The organism is Vibrio sp. R11-SG3-ISO9, assembly GCF_059834255.1.
In genome coordinates this window covers 39,363-60,634 of the sequence record NZ_JCBDGU010000050.1, presented here as the reverse complement: position 1 = coordinate 60,634, position 21,272 = coordinate 39,363, and the positions used below count along the sequence as shown (strand labels likewise).

General features: G+C 46.1%; 19 protein-coding genes. All 19 read right to left on the bottom strand.

Annotated elements, in window-relative coordinates; genetic code table 11:
* Window positions 1-5: 5 nt before the first annotated feature.
* The 19 genes from ureA to pepB all read right to left on the bottom strand — a co-directional run bounded on the left by ureA (window position 6) and on the right by pepB (window position 21,092).
* Window positions 6-308 (bottom strand): urease subunit gamma, encoded by a 303-nt coding sequence (gene ureA / locus AC6R05_RS18385; protein WP_032551330.1) that lies wholly within the window; start codon window positions 306-308, stop codon window positions 6-8.
* Between the two features lie 129 nt (window positions 309-437).
* Window positions 438-1,367 carry an urease accessory protein UreD gene (locus tag AC6R05_RS18380; protein ID WP_150895761.1) on the bottom strand — a complete coding sequence of 310 codons (930 nt, stop codon included), beginning with the start codon at window positions 1,365-1,367 and terminating at the stop codon, window positions 438-440.
* The gene (gene urtE / locus AC6R05_RS18375; protein ID WP_500648245.1) at window positions 1,364-2,059 is read right to left on the bottom strand and encodes an urea ABC transporter ATP-binding subunit UrtE; all 696 of its coding nucleotides are present in this window, start codon (window positions 2,057-2,059) and stop codon (window positions 1,364-1,366) included. Before urtE ends, AC6R05_RS18380 begins: the two co-directional genes overlap by 4 nt.
* A 1-nt stretch (window position 2,060) precedes the next feature.
* Window positions 2,061-2,903, bottom strand: a complete 843-nt coding sequence (gene urtD / locus AC6R05_RS18370; RefSeq protein ID WP_500648244.1) for an urea ABC transporter ATP-binding protein UrtD — start codon at window positions 2,901-2,903, stop codon at window positions 2,061-2,063.
* Complete coding sequence (gene urtC, locus AC6R05_RS18365; RefSeq protein WP_500648243.1) at window positions 2,900-4,123, bottom strand: urea ABC transporter permease subunit UrtC; 1,224 nt, start codon at window positions 4,121-4,123, stop codon at window positions 2,900-2,902. The genes urtD and urtC overlap by 4 nt, the downstream gene beginning before the upstream one ends.
* 10 nt (window positions 4,124-4,133) lie before the next feature.
* Window positions 4,134-5,762 (bottom strand): urea ABC transporter permease subunit UrtB, encoded by a 1,629-nt coding sequence (urtB, locus tag AC6R05_RS18360; RefSeq protein ID WP_500648242.1) that lies wholly within the window; start codon window positions 5,760-5,762, stop codon window positions 4,134-4,136.
* A 231-nt stretch (window positions 5,763-5,993) separates the two neighbouring features.
* Window positions 5,994-7,280: an urea ABC transporter substrate-binding protein gene (gene urtA / locus AC6R05_RS18355; RefSeq protein ID WP_150871118.1), complete on the bottom strand. Its 1,287-nt coding sequence runs from the start codon at window positions 7,278-7,280 to the stop codon at window positions 5,994-5,996.
* A gap of 296 nt (window positions 7,281-7,576) precedes the next feature.
* Window positions 7,577-7,804, bottom strand: a complete 228-nt coding sequence (locus AC6R05_RS18350) for a zinc ribbon domain-containing protein (RefSeq protein ID WP_500648241.1) — start codon at window positions 7,802-7,804, stop codon at window positions 7,577-7,579.
* Between the two features lie 39 nt (window positions 7,805-7,843).
* Entirely contained in the window at window positions 7,844-8,842 is a 999-nt protein-coding gene (locus AC6R05_RS18345) for a sensor domain-containing diguanylate cyclase (RefSeq protein ID WP_500648240.1), read from the bottom strand.
* A gap of 287 nt (window positions 8,843-9,129) precedes the next feature.
* Window positions 9,130-10,017 carry an alanyl-tRNA editing protein gene (locus AC6R05_RS18340; protein WP_500648239.1) on the bottom strand — a complete coding sequence of 296 codons (888 nt, stop codon included), beginning with the start codon at window positions 10,015-10,017 and terminating at the stop codon, window positions 9,130-9,132.
* Window positions 10,018-10,090: 73 nt separating this feature from the next.
* Window positions 10,091-11,572, bottom strand: coding sequence for a ribosome biogenesis GTPase Der (der, locus tag AC6R05_RS18335; protein ID WP_032551321.1), 1,482 nt, complete (start codon window positions 11,570-11,572; stop codon window positions 10,091-10,093).
* A 159-nt stretch (window positions 11,573-11,731) separates the two neighbouring features.
* Window positions 11,732-12,892, bottom strand: coding sequence for an outer membrane protein assembly factor BamB (gene bamB / locus AC6R05_RS18330; protein ID WP_150871109.1), 1,161 nt, complete (start codon window positions 12,890-12,892; stop codon window positions 11,732-11,734).
* A 10-nt stretch (window positions 12,893-12,902) separates the two neighbouring features.
* The gene (locus AC6R05_RS18325) at window positions 12,903-13,517 is read right to left on the bottom strand and encodes a YfgM family protein (RefSeq protein WP_032551318.1); all 615 of its coding nucleotides are present in this window, start codon (window positions 13,515-13,517) and stop codon (window positions 12,903-12,905) included.
* Between the two features lie 86 nt (window positions 13,518-13,603).
* Window positions 13,604-14,872 carry a histidine--tRNA ligase gene (gene hisS, locus AC6R05_RS18320; protein WP_032551461.1) on the bottom strand — a complete coding sequence of 423 codons (1,269 nt, stop codon included), beginning with the start codon at window positions 14,870-14,872 and terminating at the stop codon, window positions 13,604-13,606.
* 61 nt (window positions 14,873-14,933) lie between these two features.
* The gene (gene ispG, locus AC6R05_RS18315) at window positions 14,934-16,055 is read right to left on the bottom strand and encodes a flavodoxin-dependent (E)-4-hydroxy-3-methylbut-2-enyl-diphosphate synthase (RefSeq protein WP_032551317.1); all 1,122 of its coding nucleotides are present in this window, start codon (window positions 16,053-16,055) and stop codon (window positions 14,934-14,936) included.
* A gap of 7 nt (window positions 16,056-16,062) precedes the next feature.
* On the bottom strand, window positions 16,063-17,007 hold the full coding sequence (rodZ, locus tag AC6R05_RS18310; RefSeq protein WP_500648238.1) for a cytoskeleton protein RodZ: 945 nt from the start codon (window positions 17,005-17,007) through the stop codon (window positions 16,063-16,065).
* A 443-nt stretch (window positions 17,008-17,450) separates the two neighbouring features.
* The gene (rlmN, locus tag AC6R05_RS18305; RefSeq protein ID WP_032551314.1) at window positions 17,451-18,569 is read right to left on the bottom strand and encodes a dual-specificity RNA methyltransferase RlmN; all 1,119 of its coding nucleotides are present in this window, start codon (window positions 18,567-18,569) and stop codon (window positions 17,451-17,453) included.
* 688 nt (window positions 18,570-19,257) lie between these two features.
* A complete protein-coding gene (gene ndk, locus AC6R05_RS18300; protein WP_032551313.1) occupies window positions 19,258-19,692 on the bottom strand; it encodes a nucleoside-diphosphate kinase in 435 nt (144 codons plus the stop codon).
* A gap of 104 nt (window positions 19,693-19,796) precedes the next feature.
* Window positions 19,797-21,092 carry an aminopeptidase PepB gene (gene pepB / locus AC6R05_RS18295; protein WP_500648237.1) on the bottom strand — a complete coding sequence of 432 codons (1,296 nt, stop codon included), beginning with the start codon at window positions 21,090-21,092 and terminating at the stop codon, window positions 19,797-19,799.
* Window positions 21,093-21,272: the final 180 nt, after the last annotated feature.

Here is a 21,272-nt window from a genome sequence, read left to right as displayed (position 1 = left end):
TCTCCTTACACAATAGGTTCGTGAACAGTCACCAACTTGGTGCCATCAGGAAAGGTGGCCTCGACTTGCACGTCGGGGATCATAGAGGGAATGCCTTCCATCACATCATCGACGGTGAGAAGAGTACGTCCAAAATCCATTAACTCGGAGACGGTTTTTCCTTCTCTCGCGCCTTCGAGAATGGCACTGCTGATCAGTGCGATGGACTCTGGATAGTTAAGTTTTAAGCCTTTGTCTTTTCTCTGCTGCGCGAGCATACCTGCGCAGAAGATGAGGAGTTTGTCTTTTTCTCTTGGTGTTAATTCCATTTACTTGCCCACTGTTCGTCTAGGTACTTAGCCCGTTTTCCTTCTGAACTAAGTTAATTTTTCACACAGCAAGCGAAAAAAAGTACCGAGGGCTGGAAGTCTACCCTCGGTACAAAAATGGGCAGGTCGCTAAGTCGCCCAAATCCTTGGTAAATCTGGGGTGGAGCCACAGAGGTGTGAGCGCGTTGCTTGCCATATCTGTCCAAAGGCTTGGAGTATGTCTTCACTCCAATGACCTAAAGCTCGGATCACAATCAACCCTTCAATTTGTGTCGCGCCCATAATTAATGAGGACTTACTCGATGAACCAAAATGAACAGGTTGCAGTGAAGCTTGCTGTGTAATAGACAAGAGCAAGCTCTGTACCAACTCTAAATCTTGTGGCTCATCCGCGGTAATATAGAAGGTTCCCATCATTGGATAGTTTAATAACCCCATATTTATCATTAACTTATCGCCACCATGAAAGTTAAAACCTTCGGTGAGCAATTTCTTGTTATCTAAGTAGATTTCGGTTTTCCCAACTAGGTGTCCTTGCTCAAATCCCTCATTTTGTGCAGGCCGACCAAAACAGTGCATCTCCCAACCCCAAAACTGTGCACCTTTTTCGAGGTAGATTTCAGTGTCTAAGCGAACGTGCGCATCTGGAAAAAAGATGTTCTCTTGTGGCATCCACTCAAGGCGCGCATCTTTAGCTACATGCAACATCTGTTTCTGCTTGGCGTACTTGGCGTTAGAACGATAGAACTTGGTGGCACCTGGTGTTGTGATCAGAGTGTGCGCTCCGCTTTCTACTGAGATATCAATATTTAAGGTATCTCCTCCCACGACGCCACCTGGTGGGTGCAGCAGGTAGCTGTGACAGGTTTTGCCATCAGGATACAAAGGTCTCTGCACAGCAAGTGGCCCCAACTGATAACGATGTTTGAGTACGGTTTTGTCTCCACGGTCTGCAAAGGTAAGATTCAAATTGGCTTGCCAGCCGTCTCTTACATCTTCTTCAATTGCCATTCCTAGTGGCTGTGCGTCTTCCAAGATCGCGTTAAGTACATCGCTCATACCGTGAGATACTCCTTTATCAATTTTTCATCGAGGCCTTCCATTTCGCCTTCTGCTACTTGTCGGCCTCGGTCAAGAATGCAAAAGCGGTCACCCACTTTGCGAGCAAACGGCAGCTTCTGCTCAACCAGCAATACCGTTAGCCCCATTTTTTCATTAAGCATCCGGATAATGTCGCCAATTTCCTGAACAATATTCGGCTGAATACCTTCGGTCGGCTCATCCAGAATCAGTAGCTTCGGATTGACTACCAAAGCTCTACCAATCGCGAGTTGCTGCTGTTGACCGCCAGACAGATCGCCTCCGCGACGATGCAGCATCTCTTTCAATACCGGAAACAGCTCGAAGATAAACTCTGGGATCTTGCGATCGCCTTTGTCACGGATAGGCAATCCAACCTCTAGGTTCTCTTGAACCGTGAGCATAGGGAAGATTTGACGCCCCTGCGGTACATAACCAATGCCTTGTCTTGGACGCTCTTCTGCATCGGTTTTCAACAGGGATTGTCCAGAGAGCGAGATGTCGCCACTTTCAACTTTGACCAACCCCATAATGCACTGCAACAAGGTGGTTTTACCGACGCCATTACGCCCCATAAGCACGGTGCACTTGCCTTCTGGAATATGCATATCTAGATCCCACAAGGTATGGCTTTCACCGTAATACTGGTTAACGGATTTCACTTGTAACATCTTATTCTCCCAGATAAACCTGTTTCACTTGTGGATGAGCTTGCACTTGATCCATGGTGCCTTCCGCCAATACATGACCTTGGTGAAGTACCGTCACGTGGCTGGCAATCGAGCGAACAAAATCCATGTCGTGCTCAACCACCACCACTGAATGCTTACCTGCGAGAGAGTTAAGTAGCTCTGAGGTTCTGTCCATCTCCTGATGAGTCATGCCTGCCACTGGCTCATCCACCAGCAACAACTTAGGGTTTTGCATCAGCAGCATGCCGATTTCCAACCACTGCTTCTGACCATGAGACAAGTTCCCCGCAAGGTTGGTCGCTTCTTCATGCAAGTGAATCAATTCAAGTACAGAGAGCAACTTATCTTTCTGCTCACCGTTCATTACCGCAGTGAAGGTTCCCCACACTGAGCGCACACCAGACATTGCTAGCTCTAAGTTTTGCCACACAGAAAGGCACTCAATCACAGTTGGCTTTTGGAACTTGCGCCCAATGCCCGCGTTGGCAATTTCAGCTTCATTCATCTTTAAAAGATTGATGTTAGAGCCGAGCCACACCTCTCCTGTATCGGGTTTAGTTTTACCAGTGATGATATCCATCATGGTGGTTTTACCCGCTCCATTTGGACCAATGATGCAGCGCAGTTCCCCTTCCTTGATATACAGGTTCAGGTCATTGATCGCCTTGAAACCATCGAAGCTTTTATTCACCCCCTCCACATACAGTAAAATGTTATGGCGAATATCAATCGCAGGGTGCACATCTGGCTTGAGATAATCGAAGACTTGATCGCGACGTGTCAGTGCACTCACCGAGTCCTTCAGAGAGTTCAATGTACTCATGCTGTCACCTCCTGTGGTTTGATTGATGATCCACCCGTATTGTCTGAACTATGGTTGGAGGGCGTGTTATTCGATGAATCATTATTAGAAGAGCCAGGTTTTGACGCGCTGGTTTTCTTGCGCAGCTGCTGCCACTTAGCGCTGATAAAACCAATCACACCTTGTGGTAGGTACATGGTCGATAGGACAAACAGACCGCCTAACGCGAATAGCCACACCTCTGGGAATTCGACCGTAAACCAGCTCTTGGCATAGTTGATAATGAGCGCACCAACAATCGCACCAAACAGCGTGGCACGACCGCCCAAAGCAACCCACACCACCACTTCAATCGAGTTAAGCGGCGCAAATTCACCTGGGTTGATGATGCCAACTTGTGGTACGTACAATGCCCCTGCAATACCCGCAATCACCGCCGATAGCACAAATACCCACAACTTGATGCCATCAACGTCATAGCCCATGAAACGAGTACGAGACTCAGTATCACGAATAGCCAGCGCAACACGACCTAAGCGGCTTGTTACCACCATACGACAAACGATATAGCTGACAATCAACGCTAAGCCCGTGCAGACAAAAAGACCGATTTTGGTTGCGTCGCTCTGCAGGCTATATCCGATGATGTCTTTGAAGTCTGTCAGGCCATTGTTACCGCCAAAGCCCATCTCATTACGGAAAAACGCTAGCATCAGCGCGTAGGTCAGCGCCTGCGTCATGATAGAGAGATAAACGCCAGACACGCGCGAGCGAAATGCGAGATATCCGAACAAATAAGCTAATGCGCCCGGCACTAATAGAACCATCAAGCAGGCAAACCAGAATTGGTCAAAGCCATTCCAGAACCAAGGCAGTGCCGACCAATCAAGGAACACCATAAAGTCAGGGAGAACCGGATCGCCATACACCCCACGATCGCCAATCTGACGCATCAGATACATGCCCATCGCATAACCACCAAGAGCAAAGAACGCACCGTGCCCAAGGCTGAGAATGCCCAAGTAGCCCCAGACTAGATCCAGCGCTAAAGCTAGCATTGCATAGCTCAAATACTTACCCATCAAAGAGATGGTAAAGGTCTCAACATGAAGTGGGTGTCCACTTGGCAGCAGCGTATTGGCCATAGGTACCAATATCACCGCAGCAAGAAGCACGAGTATGGTCAACTGACCGCCCTTATCTCCTCTCAAGGCTGAGAGAACAAAAGATTTCGACTGCATAATGTTCTCCTTAACCTTCAGCCGCACGTCCACGCTGTGGGAATAGCCCGCGTGGTCGTTTTTGAATAAATAGAATGATGAAAACCAGTACTAAGATCTTGGCGAGAACCGCGCCAGCCCAAGGCTCTAAAATCTTGTTAAACAGACCTAAACTTAAACCTGCCACCAAGGTGCCCCATAGGTTACCGACACCACCAAACACGACTACCATGAATGAGTCGATGATGTAGGCTTGCCCCATGTTCGGGCCAACATTGGTCAATTGAGAGAGAGCCACACCGGCAACACCTGCGACACCTGAGCCTAAGCCGAAGGTCATTGCGTCTACACGTTCAGATCGAATCCCCATCGCTCGAGCCATCGCGCGGTTCTGAGATACAGCACGTACCTGCAAGCCAAGTGGCGTTTTTTTGAGAACCATAAGCAGTCCCATAAACACCAAAGCACAGAACAAAATGATATAGAGTCGGTTATAGGTCAGTGACAACATTGGATTGAGCTCAAGTGCACCTGCCATCCATTCTGGCGTACTAACAGAGCGGTTAAGCGGCGAGAAGATACTGCGAACCGCTTGTTGTAGGATCAAGCTGATACCAAATGTCGCAAGTAGCGTTTCGAGTGGGCGACCGTAAAGATGACGAATAACAGAACGTTCGATAAGAATGCCAACTAACCCAGAAACGATGAAAGCAACAGGAATCGACAATAGCAGCGCAGTACCAATATGGTTTGGCATCAGCAGTTGCAGAACATAGGTAGTGTAAGCACCTATCATGATCAGCTCGCCGTGAGCCATATTAATCACGCCCATGACACCAAACGTAATCGCCAAGCCAATGCCAGCTAAGACCAATACAGATCCTAGACTCAAACCGAAGAAGACCGTTTCAACGCCTGAGTAGAAAGCTTGGCTCTGCTGATATTGATCGAGCGCGCGCTCAGCCGCATCAATGATCGCTGGTTCACTCTCTTTACTAAGCAGTGAATTAAGCGTTTTAAGCACCACGGATTGCTTGAAATCACCGAGTGTTTCGATAGCTTCGATACGCGACGCTGCATTGGTTTGGTTGTCTTGAGAAGTATGTACCGCCAATAGCAATGCCATTAAATCAGCGACACGATCATTCTCTTCGCTAGGCTGCATTAGCTCAATACGCTCTATGATGGCGCGATCTTTGGTACCAAGCAGGTTGTTGACCGATTGATAGCGGATTTCTGAATCTTTGCTATTAAGACCCATTGAGGCGATTTCAATACGTAAGATTCCACGCAGTTTGTTGTTTACGCGAACCTTTTTAAACTGCTTAGTCGACTCAACCGCCAGAGTCTCATTACTCCATGCAGATTGCGCCTGAGTGGCTGTTTTGATCCCTTCAATCAAATACAGCTGTTTGTAGTAATCGCTCTTTCTGTCACTCACATAGTAGAGCGTGCCATTAAGCCAACTGGTCAAGAGTGGTTTTGCAACGCCTTCCGGTTGCGAAGCAATGAGCCATTCAATCGCCGACTCTTTCTCTGACGTTTTTTTACCAACTAGCGCCTTGGTAAAGCTTGCGTTGTCGGACACATCGGCCCACGCAAACTGTGCACTGACGACCAGAAGCAGCAGTGCTTTAAACACGTTTAATACGTTTTTCATTTATTGTTCCTTAACCCACCAAGCACGTTTTTATTCAAGCCACGTTTACGCAGCCTATTGTTATAGTTCCTTGGAAACTAATCGTTGTTTGGAAACTGACTGTTGTTTGGAGACTTATAGTTCCTTGGAAACTGATTGTTGCTTGGAAACTCATCCTGATTTGGACGCACTAACGAAGGCGCCCTCGGCGAAGTTGACTGAAATGCCAAGGGCGCACGTATTCAGGTTTGCTTAGTTGCTACCTGAACACTTCTTCGTTTCTACGTTGAAAGCACCACACGAGAACGGCTTAGACCAGCTAGAGTACAGCTTGGCTGATTCCGGCAAGTAACTTGACCATGCGTCACCCGCCACAAGGCCTGTGGTTTCCCAAACAACTTCAAATTGACCGTCATCTTGGATCTCACCAATCAATACGGGTTTAGTGATGTGGTGGTTAGGTAGCATGGTTGAGTAGCCACCTGAAAGGTTAGGAACAGAAACACCAATCAATGCATCTTGTACCGCTTCTGCATCCGTGGTGCCCGCGTTTGTCACAGCTTGAGCCCACATGTTGAAGCCGACGTAGTGCGCTTCCATTGGATCGTTAGTCACGCGTTTTTCATTCTTGATGAAGGCTTGCCATGTCTCAACAAACTCTTCGTTGGCTTCAGTGTCAACACTCATAAAGTAGTTCCAAGCCGCAAGGTGACCAACCAATGGTTCAGTATCCATCCCCGATAGCTCTTCTTCGCCCACCGAGAAGGCAATCACAGGAATGTCTTCAGATGAGATGCCTTGTGCGCCCAGCTCTTTATAAAATGGAACGTTCGCATCGCCATTAACCGTTGAGACTACAGCTGTCTTTTTACCTGCATCGCCAAACTTCTTAATGTCAGAGACAATAGACTGCCAATCAGAGTGACCAAATGGCGTGTAGTTGATCATGATGTCTTCTTGTGCGACACCTTTCTCTTTTAGGTAGGCTTCAAGGATCTTGTTGGTTGTGCGCGGATAAACGTAATCGGTACCCGCAAGTACCCAACGCTCAACTTCGAGTTCTTCCATCAAGTAATCCACAGCTGGAATTGCCTGTTGGTTTGGCGCAGCACCCGTATAGAAAACGTTTTTCGAAGACTCTTCACCTTCATATTGAACTGGATAGAAGAGAATACTGTTGAGCTCTTCAAACACTGGCAACATGGATTTACGAGAAACCGATGTCCAACCACCGAACACCACATCGACTTGCTCTTTTTCAATCAACTCACGGGCTTTTTCAGCAAACAGTGGCCAATTTGATGCTGGGTCAACGACAACGGGTTCAAGCTTTTTACCCAACAGACCACCTTTCTTATTCTGTTCATCTATTAGCATCAGAACCGTATCTTTTAGTGTGGTTTCACTGATCGCCATAGTGCCCGACAAGGAGTGAAGAACCCCCACCTTGATCGTATCTTCCGCAGCAAGAACGCTTACTGAAGAGAAAGAGAGTGAAGTACATAGTGCAGCTAACGATAATTTGAACACCTTGTTCATAGTTGTTACTCCATAATTGTTTTTTATTATCCAATTACAGAACTACAAGAAGGGTGCCAAGCTATCTACAAAGTTAAAAATAAAATAAACAATTGATTTTTAACAACTTAAATTAATTAAGGACAACTATGGTGCAAGTTGCACTATGTGCGCTGATTCATGGTGGTGCAGTTGTCTTAGAAATGAACCAATATGAAACATGACGAAAATAAAAAAGCCCAGCTCGTTGAAAGCTGGGCTTAAAATAGAAATGTATTTTAGGGCAAGACAAATAGAATGAGGTGGTTACACCAAAACTAAGTCACTGGCTTAAACTCAAAAGTCACTCTCGATTTGGATTTAAGCTCATTACACTTATCGTTACAGAAGTAACTAGCCGCACCGCATGCCTGAAGCTTCTCAAGTTGGCTCTGACAGTCTGGACAGTAACCAATCTTAGTGAAGTGCATTGCACAGGTTTCGCAGTGATATTGCCCGTCCCAACCTAATTCAGACTGGCACTGGGGGCAGATATTTTCGCTCATATCGCATTCCTAAATCATCAACTAAGGCTAACTCTACGCTTAGTGCACTTTCGATTGCTTGATTTGATACATGTTCTTGTCTGCTTGCGCGATCAAACCACTCAAACCATTGGGATTTTTCTCAAACGCCATTCCAACACTAACCGAAAACTGAGTTCCATTGATGTACAACGCCTCTTGCAGCGTACTGTTGAGCACTCGATAAGTTTGGGAGAAACTCTCTTCCGAATTAAAACAAGAGAACACTACAAACTCATCTCCACCATAACGCCCTACTTTGGCGCACGCTGTGGTCGCGTCGTCCAGAACCTTAGCCACTCTCTCTAGAATTTCATCACCGAAACGGTGCCCATAGGTATCGTTGATCGACTTGAACTTATCAACATCAACAAACATACACCCCATGATCTTTTCACCAAAGCAGCGCTTTTCCAGAACTTTCTGAGCTTCAAAAAGTAATGCTCGACGATTAAGGCATCGAGTTAACGAATCACGAGTCGCATAATATTGCAGTTGATCCTCAAGTTCATATTTCTCTAATGCAACAGAGTAGAGTGATGCCAGTAGCTCTAGTATTTCAACTTCGAACTCATGGGGCTCAGAAGGACGTTGGCTGTAGATAGCGAAAGTGCCAAGGACATGGTCATTGGATGAGAGGATAGGAACCGACCAACAAGCATGTAGATTCGCTTGCTGAGTCAAAGGTAAGAAAGCCGCCCAATTGGGGTGTTGGTTAATATCCGAAACGATAACAGCTTTCTTAAGCGCCGCCGCTTCCCCACACGAACCGATACCTTCACCAATTGAAACACCCTCAATTTTCTCATTATAAAATTGAGGCAAGTTTGGGGCATGTTCAAGATGCAAGGTCTGTGTGTCGGGATTGAGCATTAAAATCGAAGCCATACGCTCGCCGAAAAGATGTTCGGTGAGCTGAATGATCTTCTCATTCAACTCTTTGCGATCCAAACCGAGTGCGAGTCTGCGCAACAGGCTGTTTACGGAGCGATGTGCTTCCAATAAAAAATCTTTTTCCATTCACAAAAGCTTTATTAAGTGTATTGATAGCAACCCGTTCTTATGCAAGTTTACTTTTTACTCAATAATAACACACTAAGTAACCACGACACACAACTGAAGATCATAGGTTGATCTTTCGCTTTATCTATTTTGATCAGCGATCTACCCCAAAAAGAATATTTATATCACCACACACCGAAAGCATAAGTTACATGTGCTGCATTTGGATTTTAAACAGCATATAAAACCAATACCTATTTGAATATGTCACCTTTACAGAATATCCAGATTCGATCTGTGACTAATTATCCTCGATTTACATGCGTCTGCATTTCAATGTGTTGGTCATCAAGCTTAGTTAATTTCACGGCCAAGTTGCCAAGCTCAGCTGTACTATTGATATGAGTACCACCACAAGGGATTGAAATTAAAGTACTTTCATTTTTCTGCCATTGCCAGTAACGAGAATCTGTCAAACACTCACCATCCAGTTTCATTGCAACTGGACTTTTTTTCTCTAACCAATCAGCGATCGTTTGATTGACTGAGATTTCAATTTCAGAAAGATTTTCGAGCATATTCGCAACATTGAGACCGCGTTTCTTGAGAGTTTTGCCTAAGCGGTACTTGTCGGTACATAAATCTGGGGTTACAAAGCTGGTAACTTGGGCATAGCTATTGAAATCATAGTGGCCTAAGGGGTCTTTTCTGTCTGCATCTTTACGCCAGTATTGCTCTGCAAGCACCTGATTTAATGCAAGATATGCGACATGTCCTGCACTGTGTCCACGGCTAAGGCTGTCTTGATAGTCTTGATCGACGTGAAGCTCGACAGGCTCACCAACTTCAATAGCTTCTGAAGAAGCCGGTAGTTGATGCACCACAACAAACACCCACCCCTCTGTATCTCGCTTAACAGGAATATCTTCTGCAACGAAGAGTTTTCCAGTCGATTGTTCTATCGCTCCAACCAGACAGTCTTCTACCTCTATCTGCTGTTGATTCGCGACAATATAGCCACGGTCTGCAGGGTGGTCAGGCCAAATATGGCTAACTGGGTGAAATGGGGTTTTATCTACAACGAGGAACGTTTTCTCTGCTTGCTGCTCTAAGTATTGCGTGGTGGCGGTTAGGCTCCAAGTTTGGTGACAAAACTGAGTGATGGTTGGATTAATTTGAATCGGTGTGGTCATGTTCTTTAGTTCTAATGAATTTTGCTTAAAAAAATACCCGAGCTCGGCTCGGGTATCAAATCAGTTATAAAGGTTACTTACGGCCTTTCATCATGCTCATCATGCGCTTACGTTTACGCTCTTGAGAGACAGTTAGCTTGTTAGTCTTACCTTCAAACGGGTTCTCACTGTTCTGGAACTGAATACGAATCGGTGTACCCATGATCTCTAGAGAACGACGGTAGTAGTTCATCAAGTAACGCTTGTACGAATCTGGTAGCTCACGAACTTGGTTACCGTGGATAACCACGATCGGTGGGTTGTAACCACCCGCGTGTGCGTACTTAAGCTTCACACGACGGCCACGAACCATTGGCGGTTGGTGATCATCGGTTGCCATCTTCATGATACGTGTTAGTACCGATGTACCTACACGTGTCGTCGCTGACTTGTAAGCTTCTTGAACAGACTCAAACAAGTGACCAACACCTGTACCGTGTAGTGCAGAGATGAAGTGGATACGTGCAAAGTCAACGAAACCAAGACGACGGTCTAGCTCTTTCTTAACGCGCTCTTTCACGTCGTTATCTAGACCATCCCACTTGTTTACTGCGATCACAATTGAACGACCAGCATTCAAAGCGAAGCCTAGCAGGCTCAAGTCTTGATCAGAGATGTTTTCGCGAGCATCAATTACAAGTAGAACAACGTTAGCGTCTTCAACTGCCTTCAGCGTTTTAACAACCGAGAACTTCTCAACCGTTTCGTTGATGTTCTTACGACGACGTACACCCGCAGTATCGATAAGAACGTATTCACGCTCATCACGGCTCATAGGGATATAGATAGAGTCACGTGTTGTACCCGGCATATCGTAAACAACCACACGCTCTTCACCTAGGATGCGGTTAGTTAGCGTTGATTTACCTACGTTTGGACGACCAATGATCGCTAGCTTAATTGGTTGATCTTGAAGACGCTGGAATTCGGCTTCCGCTTCTTCTTCAGTGAAATCAACTTGCTCAGCTTCTTCATCTTCAAATTCAGTCAGATCGCTCACTTCACCCGCTTCCGCTTTTAGCGCTTCTGCGAATGGGTTTAGTGCTAGATCGATAAGCGCTGTTACACCACGACCGTGAGCCGCAGCAATCTGGTACATGTCTTCAACGCCAAGTTGCCAGAAGTCCGCACTTGCTGCATCAGGGTCTATACCATCAACCTTGTTTACTACTAGCATTGAAGGCTTTTCTAGCTGACGAAGGTGCTTCGCGATAGCAATATCAGATGGTGTCAGACCAGCACGGCCATCTACCATGAACAGTACAACATCAGCTTCATCGATCGCCGCTAATGACTGTTCTGCCATTTTTGTTTCAACACCTTCTTCAGTACCGTCGATACCGCCGGTGTCGATAACAATAAATTCATGTTCACCAAGCTGAGCTTGGCCATATTTACGGTCACGCGTTAAGCCAGGAAAATCCGCAACCAATGCATCGCGAGTTCGAGTCAATCGGTTAAACAACGTAGACTTACCTACGTTCGGACGCCCTACTAGAGCAACAACAGGTACCATAACAACCTCTACAATTTCTTTTCTTAATGTAGTTATAGGTAAACACTTGTTCGCAAGTTTAAACTCTTACCTATAACCACACGCTTTATTAATTTTACAACAACAAAACGGCCCCTGGCTGTTACCAACCAGGAGCCGACTGTGAATTATATCACGCTTTTATTGGCTAATCGTCAGTTTCTTTACATCGCCGTTGCGAGTAACGACAAGGTAACCGCCAGCTAGCTCAATTGGTGCCACAGCAAAGCCACTGTCATCCACCAGCTGCTGGGCAACAAAGTCGCCTGTTGCGCGGTCTAGCCAGTGTAGGTAACCTTCTGTATCACCTACCACAACATATCCGTTAATAATAGCAGGTGCTGTCAGTAAGCGGTTTTCAAGCAGAGATGTGCTCCAGATCTCTGTACCACTGCGCGCATCAACCGCAGCTAAGTGATCGTTATCTGTAACAACAAACAGACGGCTGCCATCACTTGCCAAATCAATAGCAGAAGAGTAGTTGCGCTTCCACACTGGTTTGCCTGAACGTAGGTCAATCGCAATCAGTTGGCCATTAATGCCGACAGTATAAAGCGTGCCACCCAGGACAACTGGAGAAGAGTCAACATCAACAAGACGGTCGATTTCAGTCGCGCCTTTTGGTGTGCCTACTGGTTGTTGCCAAATAAGTTGACCACGGTCAACGATAGCAGCAGCCAATCGACCATTTGCCGTTCCCCAGAACACACCGCCAGATACTGTCACAGGTGCACTGTCACCACGCAGGGTTAAGCTAGGGACCTCAGTACTGATGGTCCACTTTTCCTCACCTGTTGCTTGGTCAAGCGCCACCATCATGCCACGGCTGGTGTGAACCAAAACCATGTTGTTTTCTGTTGCAGGTGCCGCTAATACTTCACCGTTAACAGAAACACGCCATAGCTCTTCACCGGTTTCTTCATCAACAGCGATCATCTCGCCATTTTCAGAACCTAGGAAAACCTTGCCGTAGCCCGCTGTCAAACCACCAGAGATACGCGCAATCACGTCTTTCTCTAGATCGTTTCTCCAGATCTCTTTACCCGTTTCTGGGTCAAGCGCTTTGATCATGCCATCGCGGCTAGCAACAAATACTTTGTCGTATGCGTATTCAGGCGTGAGCTTTGAGAAGTAATGACCAACGCCATCACCCACTGAGTTAGACCACTCTTGAGAAGGCGTAAATTCACTCGTTACAGTTGGCACTGGTGCCATGATAACGGTGTCTTCTTCACCCGCACAGCCAGCAAGTAGCCCTAGAGCTATTGCACACAGTGTCGCTTTGGGAAACATCTTCTTCATTCAAAGCGCCTTATTTAGCTAAGTCGTCAAGTTTGATTTGAAGCGTTTGGCTAGCATCAACAGCTTGTTGTGCTTCAGTGTAAGCCGCATATGCAGCATCGCTGTCACCTTTACGCAGTGAGATATCACCACGCAGTTCAGCAACACGACCCTTCCAAGATTCATCAGTGATCGCCGCTAGTTCGCTAAGAGCTGCGTCAAACTCACCTTGCTCAGCTTTTACGCGAGCTACACGGTAGCCTAGCAGAGGAGCTAGTGCTGCATCTTTTGTCGCCGACTGTGCCCACTCAAGCTGCTCAAGCGCTGCTGCTAGATCACCCGCTTCTACTTGTACTTTTGCCAATTGCATCGCCGCAAGTACAGAGTACTCAGCGTCTTTGTTGCTATCGATGAAAGCTTGGATATCCGCTTGTGCATCTAGACCTTTTGCATCCAGTGCAGAAATAGCTGTGGTGTAGCTTTCAGAAGCTGCTTCACGAGCCTGGGTAACTGAGTCTTGGTAATAGCGCCAGCCAAATAGACCACCTAAACCAATCACAGCACCAAAGATTACAGCCTTGCCGTTCTCTTTCCACCAGTCTTTAATGGCTTCAACTTGTTGCTCTTCGCTATCGTAAAGTTCCACTTCCTGTCCTCTTTGATTCTTTTAAACGCCAGCAAACAGCTGGCGTTGAATATTCATATTGAGCATTTAGTTGCTCAGCGGGAGACTTAGATTAATGCCGCCACTTTTGCAGCAACGTCTGCTTGGGCAACAACTTCTTGTTCACCACCAACCAGATCTTTCAATACCACTGTGTTGTCTGCTACTTCGTTTTCACCTAGTACCAGTGCAACTACAGCACCCACTTTATCAGCACGCTTAAATTGTTTCTTGAAGCTACCACCACCGAAGTGGTTCATTACACGAACGCCTTCGATGTTGTCGCGCAGTTCGTTCGCCAATTGCATGCCCGCAATCATGGTGCCTTCACCTGCTGCAACCATGTATACGTCAACGCTGCGACGTACTTCTGTTAGCTCTAGAGTCTCCATCATTAGAACAAGACGCTCTAGACCCATTGCAAAACCAACGGCATTAGTTGCTTTACCGCCTAGTTGCTCAACTAGACCGTCGTAACGACCACCGCCACATACAGTGCCTTGTGCACCTAGGCTGTCAGTGATCCACTCAAATACTGTGCGGTTGTAGTAGTCAAGACCACGTACTAGACGCTCGTTAACTTGGTATTCGATACCTACAGCATCAAGAAGTTCACATAAACCTGCAAAATGTTGCTGTGACTCTTCACCTAAATATTCAGAAAGGCGAGGTGCATCACCAAGAATCGCTTGTACGTCTGGGTTCTTAGTATCTAGAACACGCAGTGGGTTTGTGTGCATACGACGCTTACAATCTTCATCCAGAACGTCGATGTGTTGCTCTAAGAAAGCAACAAGCGCTGTACGGTAGTTTGCACGGTCTTCAGTAGAACCGATTGAGTTCAGTTCTAAACGTACGTGCTTGTCGATGCCTAGCTCACGCCATAGACGTGCGGTCATCATGATAAGTTCTGCGTCAACGTCTGGACCATCTAGACCAAACACTTCCACACCACATTGGTGGAACTGACGGTAACGGCCTTTTTGAGGACGCTCGTGACGGAACATTGGACCCATGTACCACAGACGCTGTTCATCACGGTTGATAAGGCTGTTTTGGATACATGAACGAACACAACCCGCTGTGCCTTCAGGACGTAGAGTTAGGCTGTCACCGTTGCGATCTTCAAAGGTGTACATCTCTTTTGAAACTACGTCAGTTTCTTCACCAACAGCACGGCTAAATAGGTTCGTCTCTTCAACGATAGGCATGCGTACTTCGTTGTAGCCGTATGCGCTTACTACGCTTTTTACTGCGTTTTCTACTTTCTGCCAAAGTGGTGATTGAGTTGGAAGGCAGTCGTTCATGCCTCGGATTGCTTGGATATTTTTAGCCACAATTTTTTCCGTCATTCTTCACAACAAGGTGTGCCTAATCGCCTCACCTCATCGTGTTGTATTAATCTTCTAGGTTCTTTAGGTCAATGCGATTGGATTTATCCATCACAGACGCTTTTGCTCTGATCTTCGCTTCTAGCTGATCGACAAGATCGTTGTTGTCGAAACGCTCTTTTTGACGCTTACCGTCTTCGTAGAACGCACTCTTACGAGCACTGCCCGCAAGGCCTAAATGCGATACTTCTGCTTCACCAGGGCCGTTCACCACACAACCGATGATCGATACATCCATTGGTGTAATCACGTCTTCTAAGCGCTCTTCTAATGCATTAACCGTATTAATAACATCAAATTCTTGGCGAGAGCAGCTTGGACAAGCGATAAAGTTGATACCGCGCGAGCGAATACGCAAAGACTTAAGAATATCAAAGCCCACTTTGATCTCTTCAACAGGATCTGCAGCTAGAGAGATACGCAGCGTATCACCGATACCTTCTGATAGAAGCATACCTAAGCCAACAGATGACTTCACCGCACCCGCACGAGCACCACCAGCTTCAGTGATACCTAAGTGTAGAGGCTGATCGATCTTCTGTGCTAATAGACGGTATGAACCTACCGCTAGGAATACGTCTGATGCTTTAACACTGACCTTAAACTGATCAAAGTTAAGACGATCAAGAATGTCCACATGGCGCATTGCAGATTCAACGAGCGCTTCTGCTGTTGGCTCTGTGTATTTCTCTTGAATGTCTTTTTCTAGAGAACCACCGTTAACACCAATACGAATCGGGATATTTTTATCGCGTGCGCAGTCAACCACAGAGCGAATACGGCTCTCATTACCGATATTACCTGGGTTGATACGTAAACAGTCAACGCCGTACTCTGCTACTTTCAGAGCGATACGGTAGTCGAAATGGATGTCTGCGACCAAAGGTACAGATACTTGCTGTTTGATCTGCTTGAACGCTTCTGCTGCATCCATCGTTGGAACAGAGACACGTACAATGTCAGCGCCAACATTTTCTAGCGATTTAATTTGAGCAACAGTCGCCGCAACGTCTGTTGTTCGAGTATTAGTCATGGATTGCACAGCAATTGGTGCACCATCACCGATCGGCACGTCGCCCACATAAATACGGGTCGACTTGCGACGAATAATAGGAGATTCGTGTTGCATATTAACTCTAAGGTAAGGTTATTCTAGCTACTTTGCCTGAAGTATACCCAGAAAGGTCGACAGGTTCACTCGCAAATGTCATTGAGACGGCTTCTGGAGCGCCAATAACCACTTTATACGGAGTTTCACCTGATAAATTGAGTGATTGACCTGCTTTTTTAATGCCCGTCGACAACGTTCTGCCAGTCGCGTCTTTCACTTGAATCCAGCAATCAGAGCTAAATTGCATTACCAACTCATTAGATACAGGCTCAGGTGTTACGACTTCTGGTTCAGCAGCTTCTGTCTCTACAGCAGCCACTACAGGTTCCGCAGTTACTTCGACCTCGGGAGCAACGTCAGCTGCAATCGTTTCTGTTGCAACACTGGCTTCTGCCATTACTTCGCTGTCTACTACTTGAGGCGCTTCAACTACTGGTGTTTCAGCTTCAATCAGATCGAGAGAAGTAGTGAGTTGGTCGTCACTGAGATCATCGACCACAACTTCTTCTGCAGTTTCTTCAGCTACAAATGATTGAGAAAGCGTGTCTTGTTGCTGGTTTTGCCACCACCAAAGTGAAGAGATACCAGCAATAACCGCGAAGATGCTCCAAGTTAGCAGCATAATACGACTGTTGTGCTTCTCCGTTTTGGTTTTGCGCGAGAAGCTCATCATCTCTTGTTCTTGATGCTGGACATCACCAGCGTGATCTAAAGCCTCTAGAACCACTTTTTCATCTAAATTGACGTATTTGGCATACGAACGCACGTAACCACGCATAAAGGTGGCGACTTGGTCTGAATCAAATTGGTTGTCTTCAATCTGCTGAATCAAGCTAACGCGCAGCTTTAAGCGAGAAGAGACTTGCTGTTGGGTTAAACCTAACGACTCACGTCGATTTTTAAGGATCGTACCAGCTTCCAGTACAGGAGCTGCCGCTTGTGGAGTTTGTGTATCTTGTTCTGTGTTCATAAAGTTGAACTTCTAAATATTATCGTCGGTTGTCGAGAGCCATTTTTTATTGTCGTTTACGCTCAATCTTACAACCCACTCTTTGTGGAATTAGTCCTGCGACTCGCACCAAAAACCTTTTGAAATCGAAAACCACTCACTGCTATGCAAAAGGGTTTTCTCAGGCAGCTATCTGTTCAATGCCAACCTAGTAAATAGACATATTGATGGTTCGAGTAGCAAGTAAGCACTTAAACTGAGTTTAAGCTGATTTAATCATAAGCTAATGCCATGACAAGGCAAAAACACTTTCGACAAAATTTACCGTTAGCTCATGGTTTTGTACAAAATTTAACGAAAAATGTAAAAAAGCGTGGCGTAATAAACAGGAAAACAGTGATAAACGGTCAAAAACAAACAAGCCAGAAGTAAACTTCTGGCTTGTTATTAAAACGGAGAGCGGATTAAAGCGCTTTTACTGGAATAGTTTCCGCAGCGGCTTTTTGCTTAGTACGTTTGGTACGGTCGATAACATCTCCCACCAATTGACCACATGCAGCATCGATATCGTCACCACGGGTCTTACGTACTGTCACTGTGTAGTCGTATTCCATCAGTGTTTTCTGGAAACGGTCAATGCGAGAGTTACTAGGCTTCTTGTAAGGTGAACCTGGGTATGGGTTGAATGGAATCAGGTTAATCTTACATGGCGTATCTTTCATTAGCTCAGCAAGTTCACGTGCGTGATCCATATCGTCATTCACATGATCAAGCAGCACGTACTCAACAGTAACTTTACCGCGGTTTGCGTTTGACGATGCGATGTAACGACGAACCGATGCTAGGAAGTCTTCAATATCCCAACGATCATTGATTGGCATGATTTCGCTACGTAGCTTGTCATTTGGCGCATGTAGTGAGATTGCTAGTGCAACATCAATGTTACCCGTCATTTGGTCAAGACCTGATACCACACCAGAAGTCGATACCGTTACACGACGCTTAGACAGAGCAAAACCAAGATCATCTAACATGATTTCTAATGATGGCATTAGGTTCTTCATGTTAAGTAGAGGTTCACCCATACCCATCATTACTACGTTCGTAATTGGGCGGCGACCTGTCTCTTTCTCAAGACCGATCTCACGAGATGCACGCCAGATTTGGCCAACAATCTCAGATACTTTTAGGTTACGGTTGAAGCCTTGTTGTGCAGTCGAACAGAACTTACATTCAAGGGCACAACCCACTTGTGATGATACACACAGCGTCGCACGGTCACCATCCGGGATGTATACCGTTTCAACGTCTTGGTCGCCAACACGCATTGCCCATTTGATTGTACCGTCAGAAGAGTGTTGAGCTTCAGAAACAACAGGTGCAACAATCTCACAGCGACGTTGAAGTTTCTCACGCAACTTTTTGTTGATGTTGTTCATGTTTTCGAAGTCATCGACACCGAAGTGGTACATCCACTTCATTACTTGATCTGCTCGAAAAGCTTTCTCATTCAATTCTTCTGTGAAAAATTTACGAAGACCTTTACGATCAAAATCGAGTAGATTGACTTTAGCTGTGGTCATGGTGCCTCTCAATGACGGAACAATAATTAAGGGCGCGAATTGTACAGCCTTTACGCATCTTCAACAAGGGTTGTAAAACCCTGTGTTTACTAAGACATTCAAAGTTAAGTGATTAAAATTTACACAACCCTCCTTGATTACTTACAATTCTAGAAATAAGAGCAAGATTCCCGACTACGCTCCTTTGTCGCTATCGGGAATGACGGTAAAGCTAACCCATTTCCTTCTCGTCATTCGAGAATCGAGGGACGAGATATCTGGAATCTCCAACAGCAAACAGAGATTCCCGACTACGTTCCTTCGTCACTATCGGGAATGACGTAACGACTAACCGCTCTTCTCGCCGTCATTCCAGAATCGAGGAACGAGATGTCTGGAATCTCCAACAACAAACAGAGATTTCCAACTAAGCTCCTTCGTCGCTATCGGGAATGACGTTAGAACTAACCGCTCTCCTTCTCGTCATTCCAGAATCGAGGAACGAGATATCTGGAATCTCCAACAGAAAACAGAGATTCCCGCCACGCTCCTTCGTCACTATCGGGAATGACGTTACGACTAGCCGCTCTTTTCGTTGTCATTCCAGAATCGAGGAACGAGATGTCTGAAATCTCCAACTACCTACGTAAAACCCACTTACAAAAAAGGCCTCACCGAAGTGAAGCCTTGAGAATCGTTAGCCCGTTGCTTACTCAGCAGGACGTGGGCAAATTTCAGATTCAGGGAAGAAGAACTCAATCTCGCGCGCTGCCGACTCTGGGCTGTCGCTGCCGTGTACTGAGTTGTAACGCATGCTGATTGCGTAGTCTGCACGGATAGTACCGCACGCCGCTTCTTCTGGGTTTGTTTTACCCATTAGTTCGCGGTAACGACAAATTGCATCTTCGCCTTCTAGTACCTGAACCATAATAGGACCAGACGTCATAAACTCTTTAAGAGCTGGGAAGAATTCTTTGCCTTCGTGTTCCGCGTAAAAACCGCTCGCTTGCTCTTCTGTTAAGTGCACCATTTTAGCTGCAACGATTTGTAGGCCCGCTTTTTCAATGCGGTGGTAGATTTCGCCGATCAAGTTACGTTTAACAGCATCTGGCTTAACAATTGAGAACGTTCTTTCTAGAGCCATAGGGGTTCCTTCACTTCATTTTTGTTGTTATTTAAAACGACACCTGCCCTCATTGATTGAGTTTAGGTAACAATCAGGCAGCCGATAGCTGCCTGATTTTATAATTATTTTGCTTGCTCGATAAGCAGACGAGCCAGAGTGCGAACACCCATGCCTGTCGCGCCTGCTGCCCATTTATCACTTGGTGATTTACGGTATGTACCCGCGCAGTCCATGTGTAGCCAGCCTTTCTTGTAGTCATCAACAAAGTAAGACAAGAATGCCGCTGCAGTACTTGCGCCTGGAGTGTAATCGCCAGTGCTGATGTTAGATAGATCAGCAAAGTTTGATGGCAGCATGCCGCGGTGGAAGTCAGCCAATGGAAGTGGCCATAGACCTTCTTTCTCTTGATTTGCAGCTGTTAGCGCTTGGTGAGAAAGCTCATCATCAAAGCTCATTAGTGCGTGGTAATCGTTACCTAGAGCATTCTTCGCCGCCCCAGTCAATGTTGCACAGTCGATGATAAGCTCTGGATTTTGCTCACTTGCGTACATCAGACCATCAGCCAGTACCAAACGACCTTCCGCGTCAGTGTTCATGATTTCTACGGTCGTACCATTTTTGTAGGTGATGATATCGCCAAGCTTAAGAGCACGACCCGAGATCATGTTCTCTGCACAACATAGGATAAGCTTGATACGCTTATTCAAGCCACGCTCAATTGCCAGGCCTAGGCCACCCGTAATTGTTGCTGCGCCGCCCATGTCTGCTTTCATCGCAGTCATGAATTGACCTGGTTTGATGCTGTAGCCGCCTGAATCGAAAGTAATACCCTTACCTACTAGACACGCAAATACTGGCGCGTTTTCATCACCCGTTGGGTTGAAGTCTAGTTGTAGCATTGCTGACGTGCGCTCAGAACCGCGACCGACAGCGTAGATGCCTTCCCAACCTTCAGTAAGTAAGTCTTTGTCTTTAACGATCTTCGCTTTTACAGTGCCTTCTGGCGCGATAGATTTGATGTATTCAGCAGCCATCGTTGCCAGCTGACGCGGTGCAACTTCTTCTGCCGTTTTGTTGATGATGTCACGAGTCCAGTCTGTCGCGCGAATACGAGCTTCTAGCTCAGCTTGGTCCGCTTCTGGTAGCGCACCCCACTCTAACGTAGTTTGCTTTTTAGGACCGCGATAACCTTGGTGGAAAGCCCAAACGCTCTCCAGATCCCAACCTTCGCCTTTCAGTGAAATGAACGAAATACCTTGTCCGTCAAGTTTACGACCAGCACGTTGAACTGCACCTAGATCGTGGCCTCCTGCTAGGTGGATTGTCGCACCTGCTTCTGAAAACGAAAGGATAGCCTTGTCTCCCCACTGAGGCTGGGCAGGCTCTTGACTTAAAAATACTGACATCTGTGTAGACATGATTTCTCCTTGTCTTTGAACCACGTTACCTTAGTGATTCAGATTATTTTTTATTAGCGAACTGATGTTAGCATTATGTAGGAGTAAAATGTCATTTTGATAAAAAAACGGACCATAAGGTCCGCTTTTTTTAGTAAGAATTGTTAACTTGGCTGTGTTTTCAGAGAGCTTATCTCTATC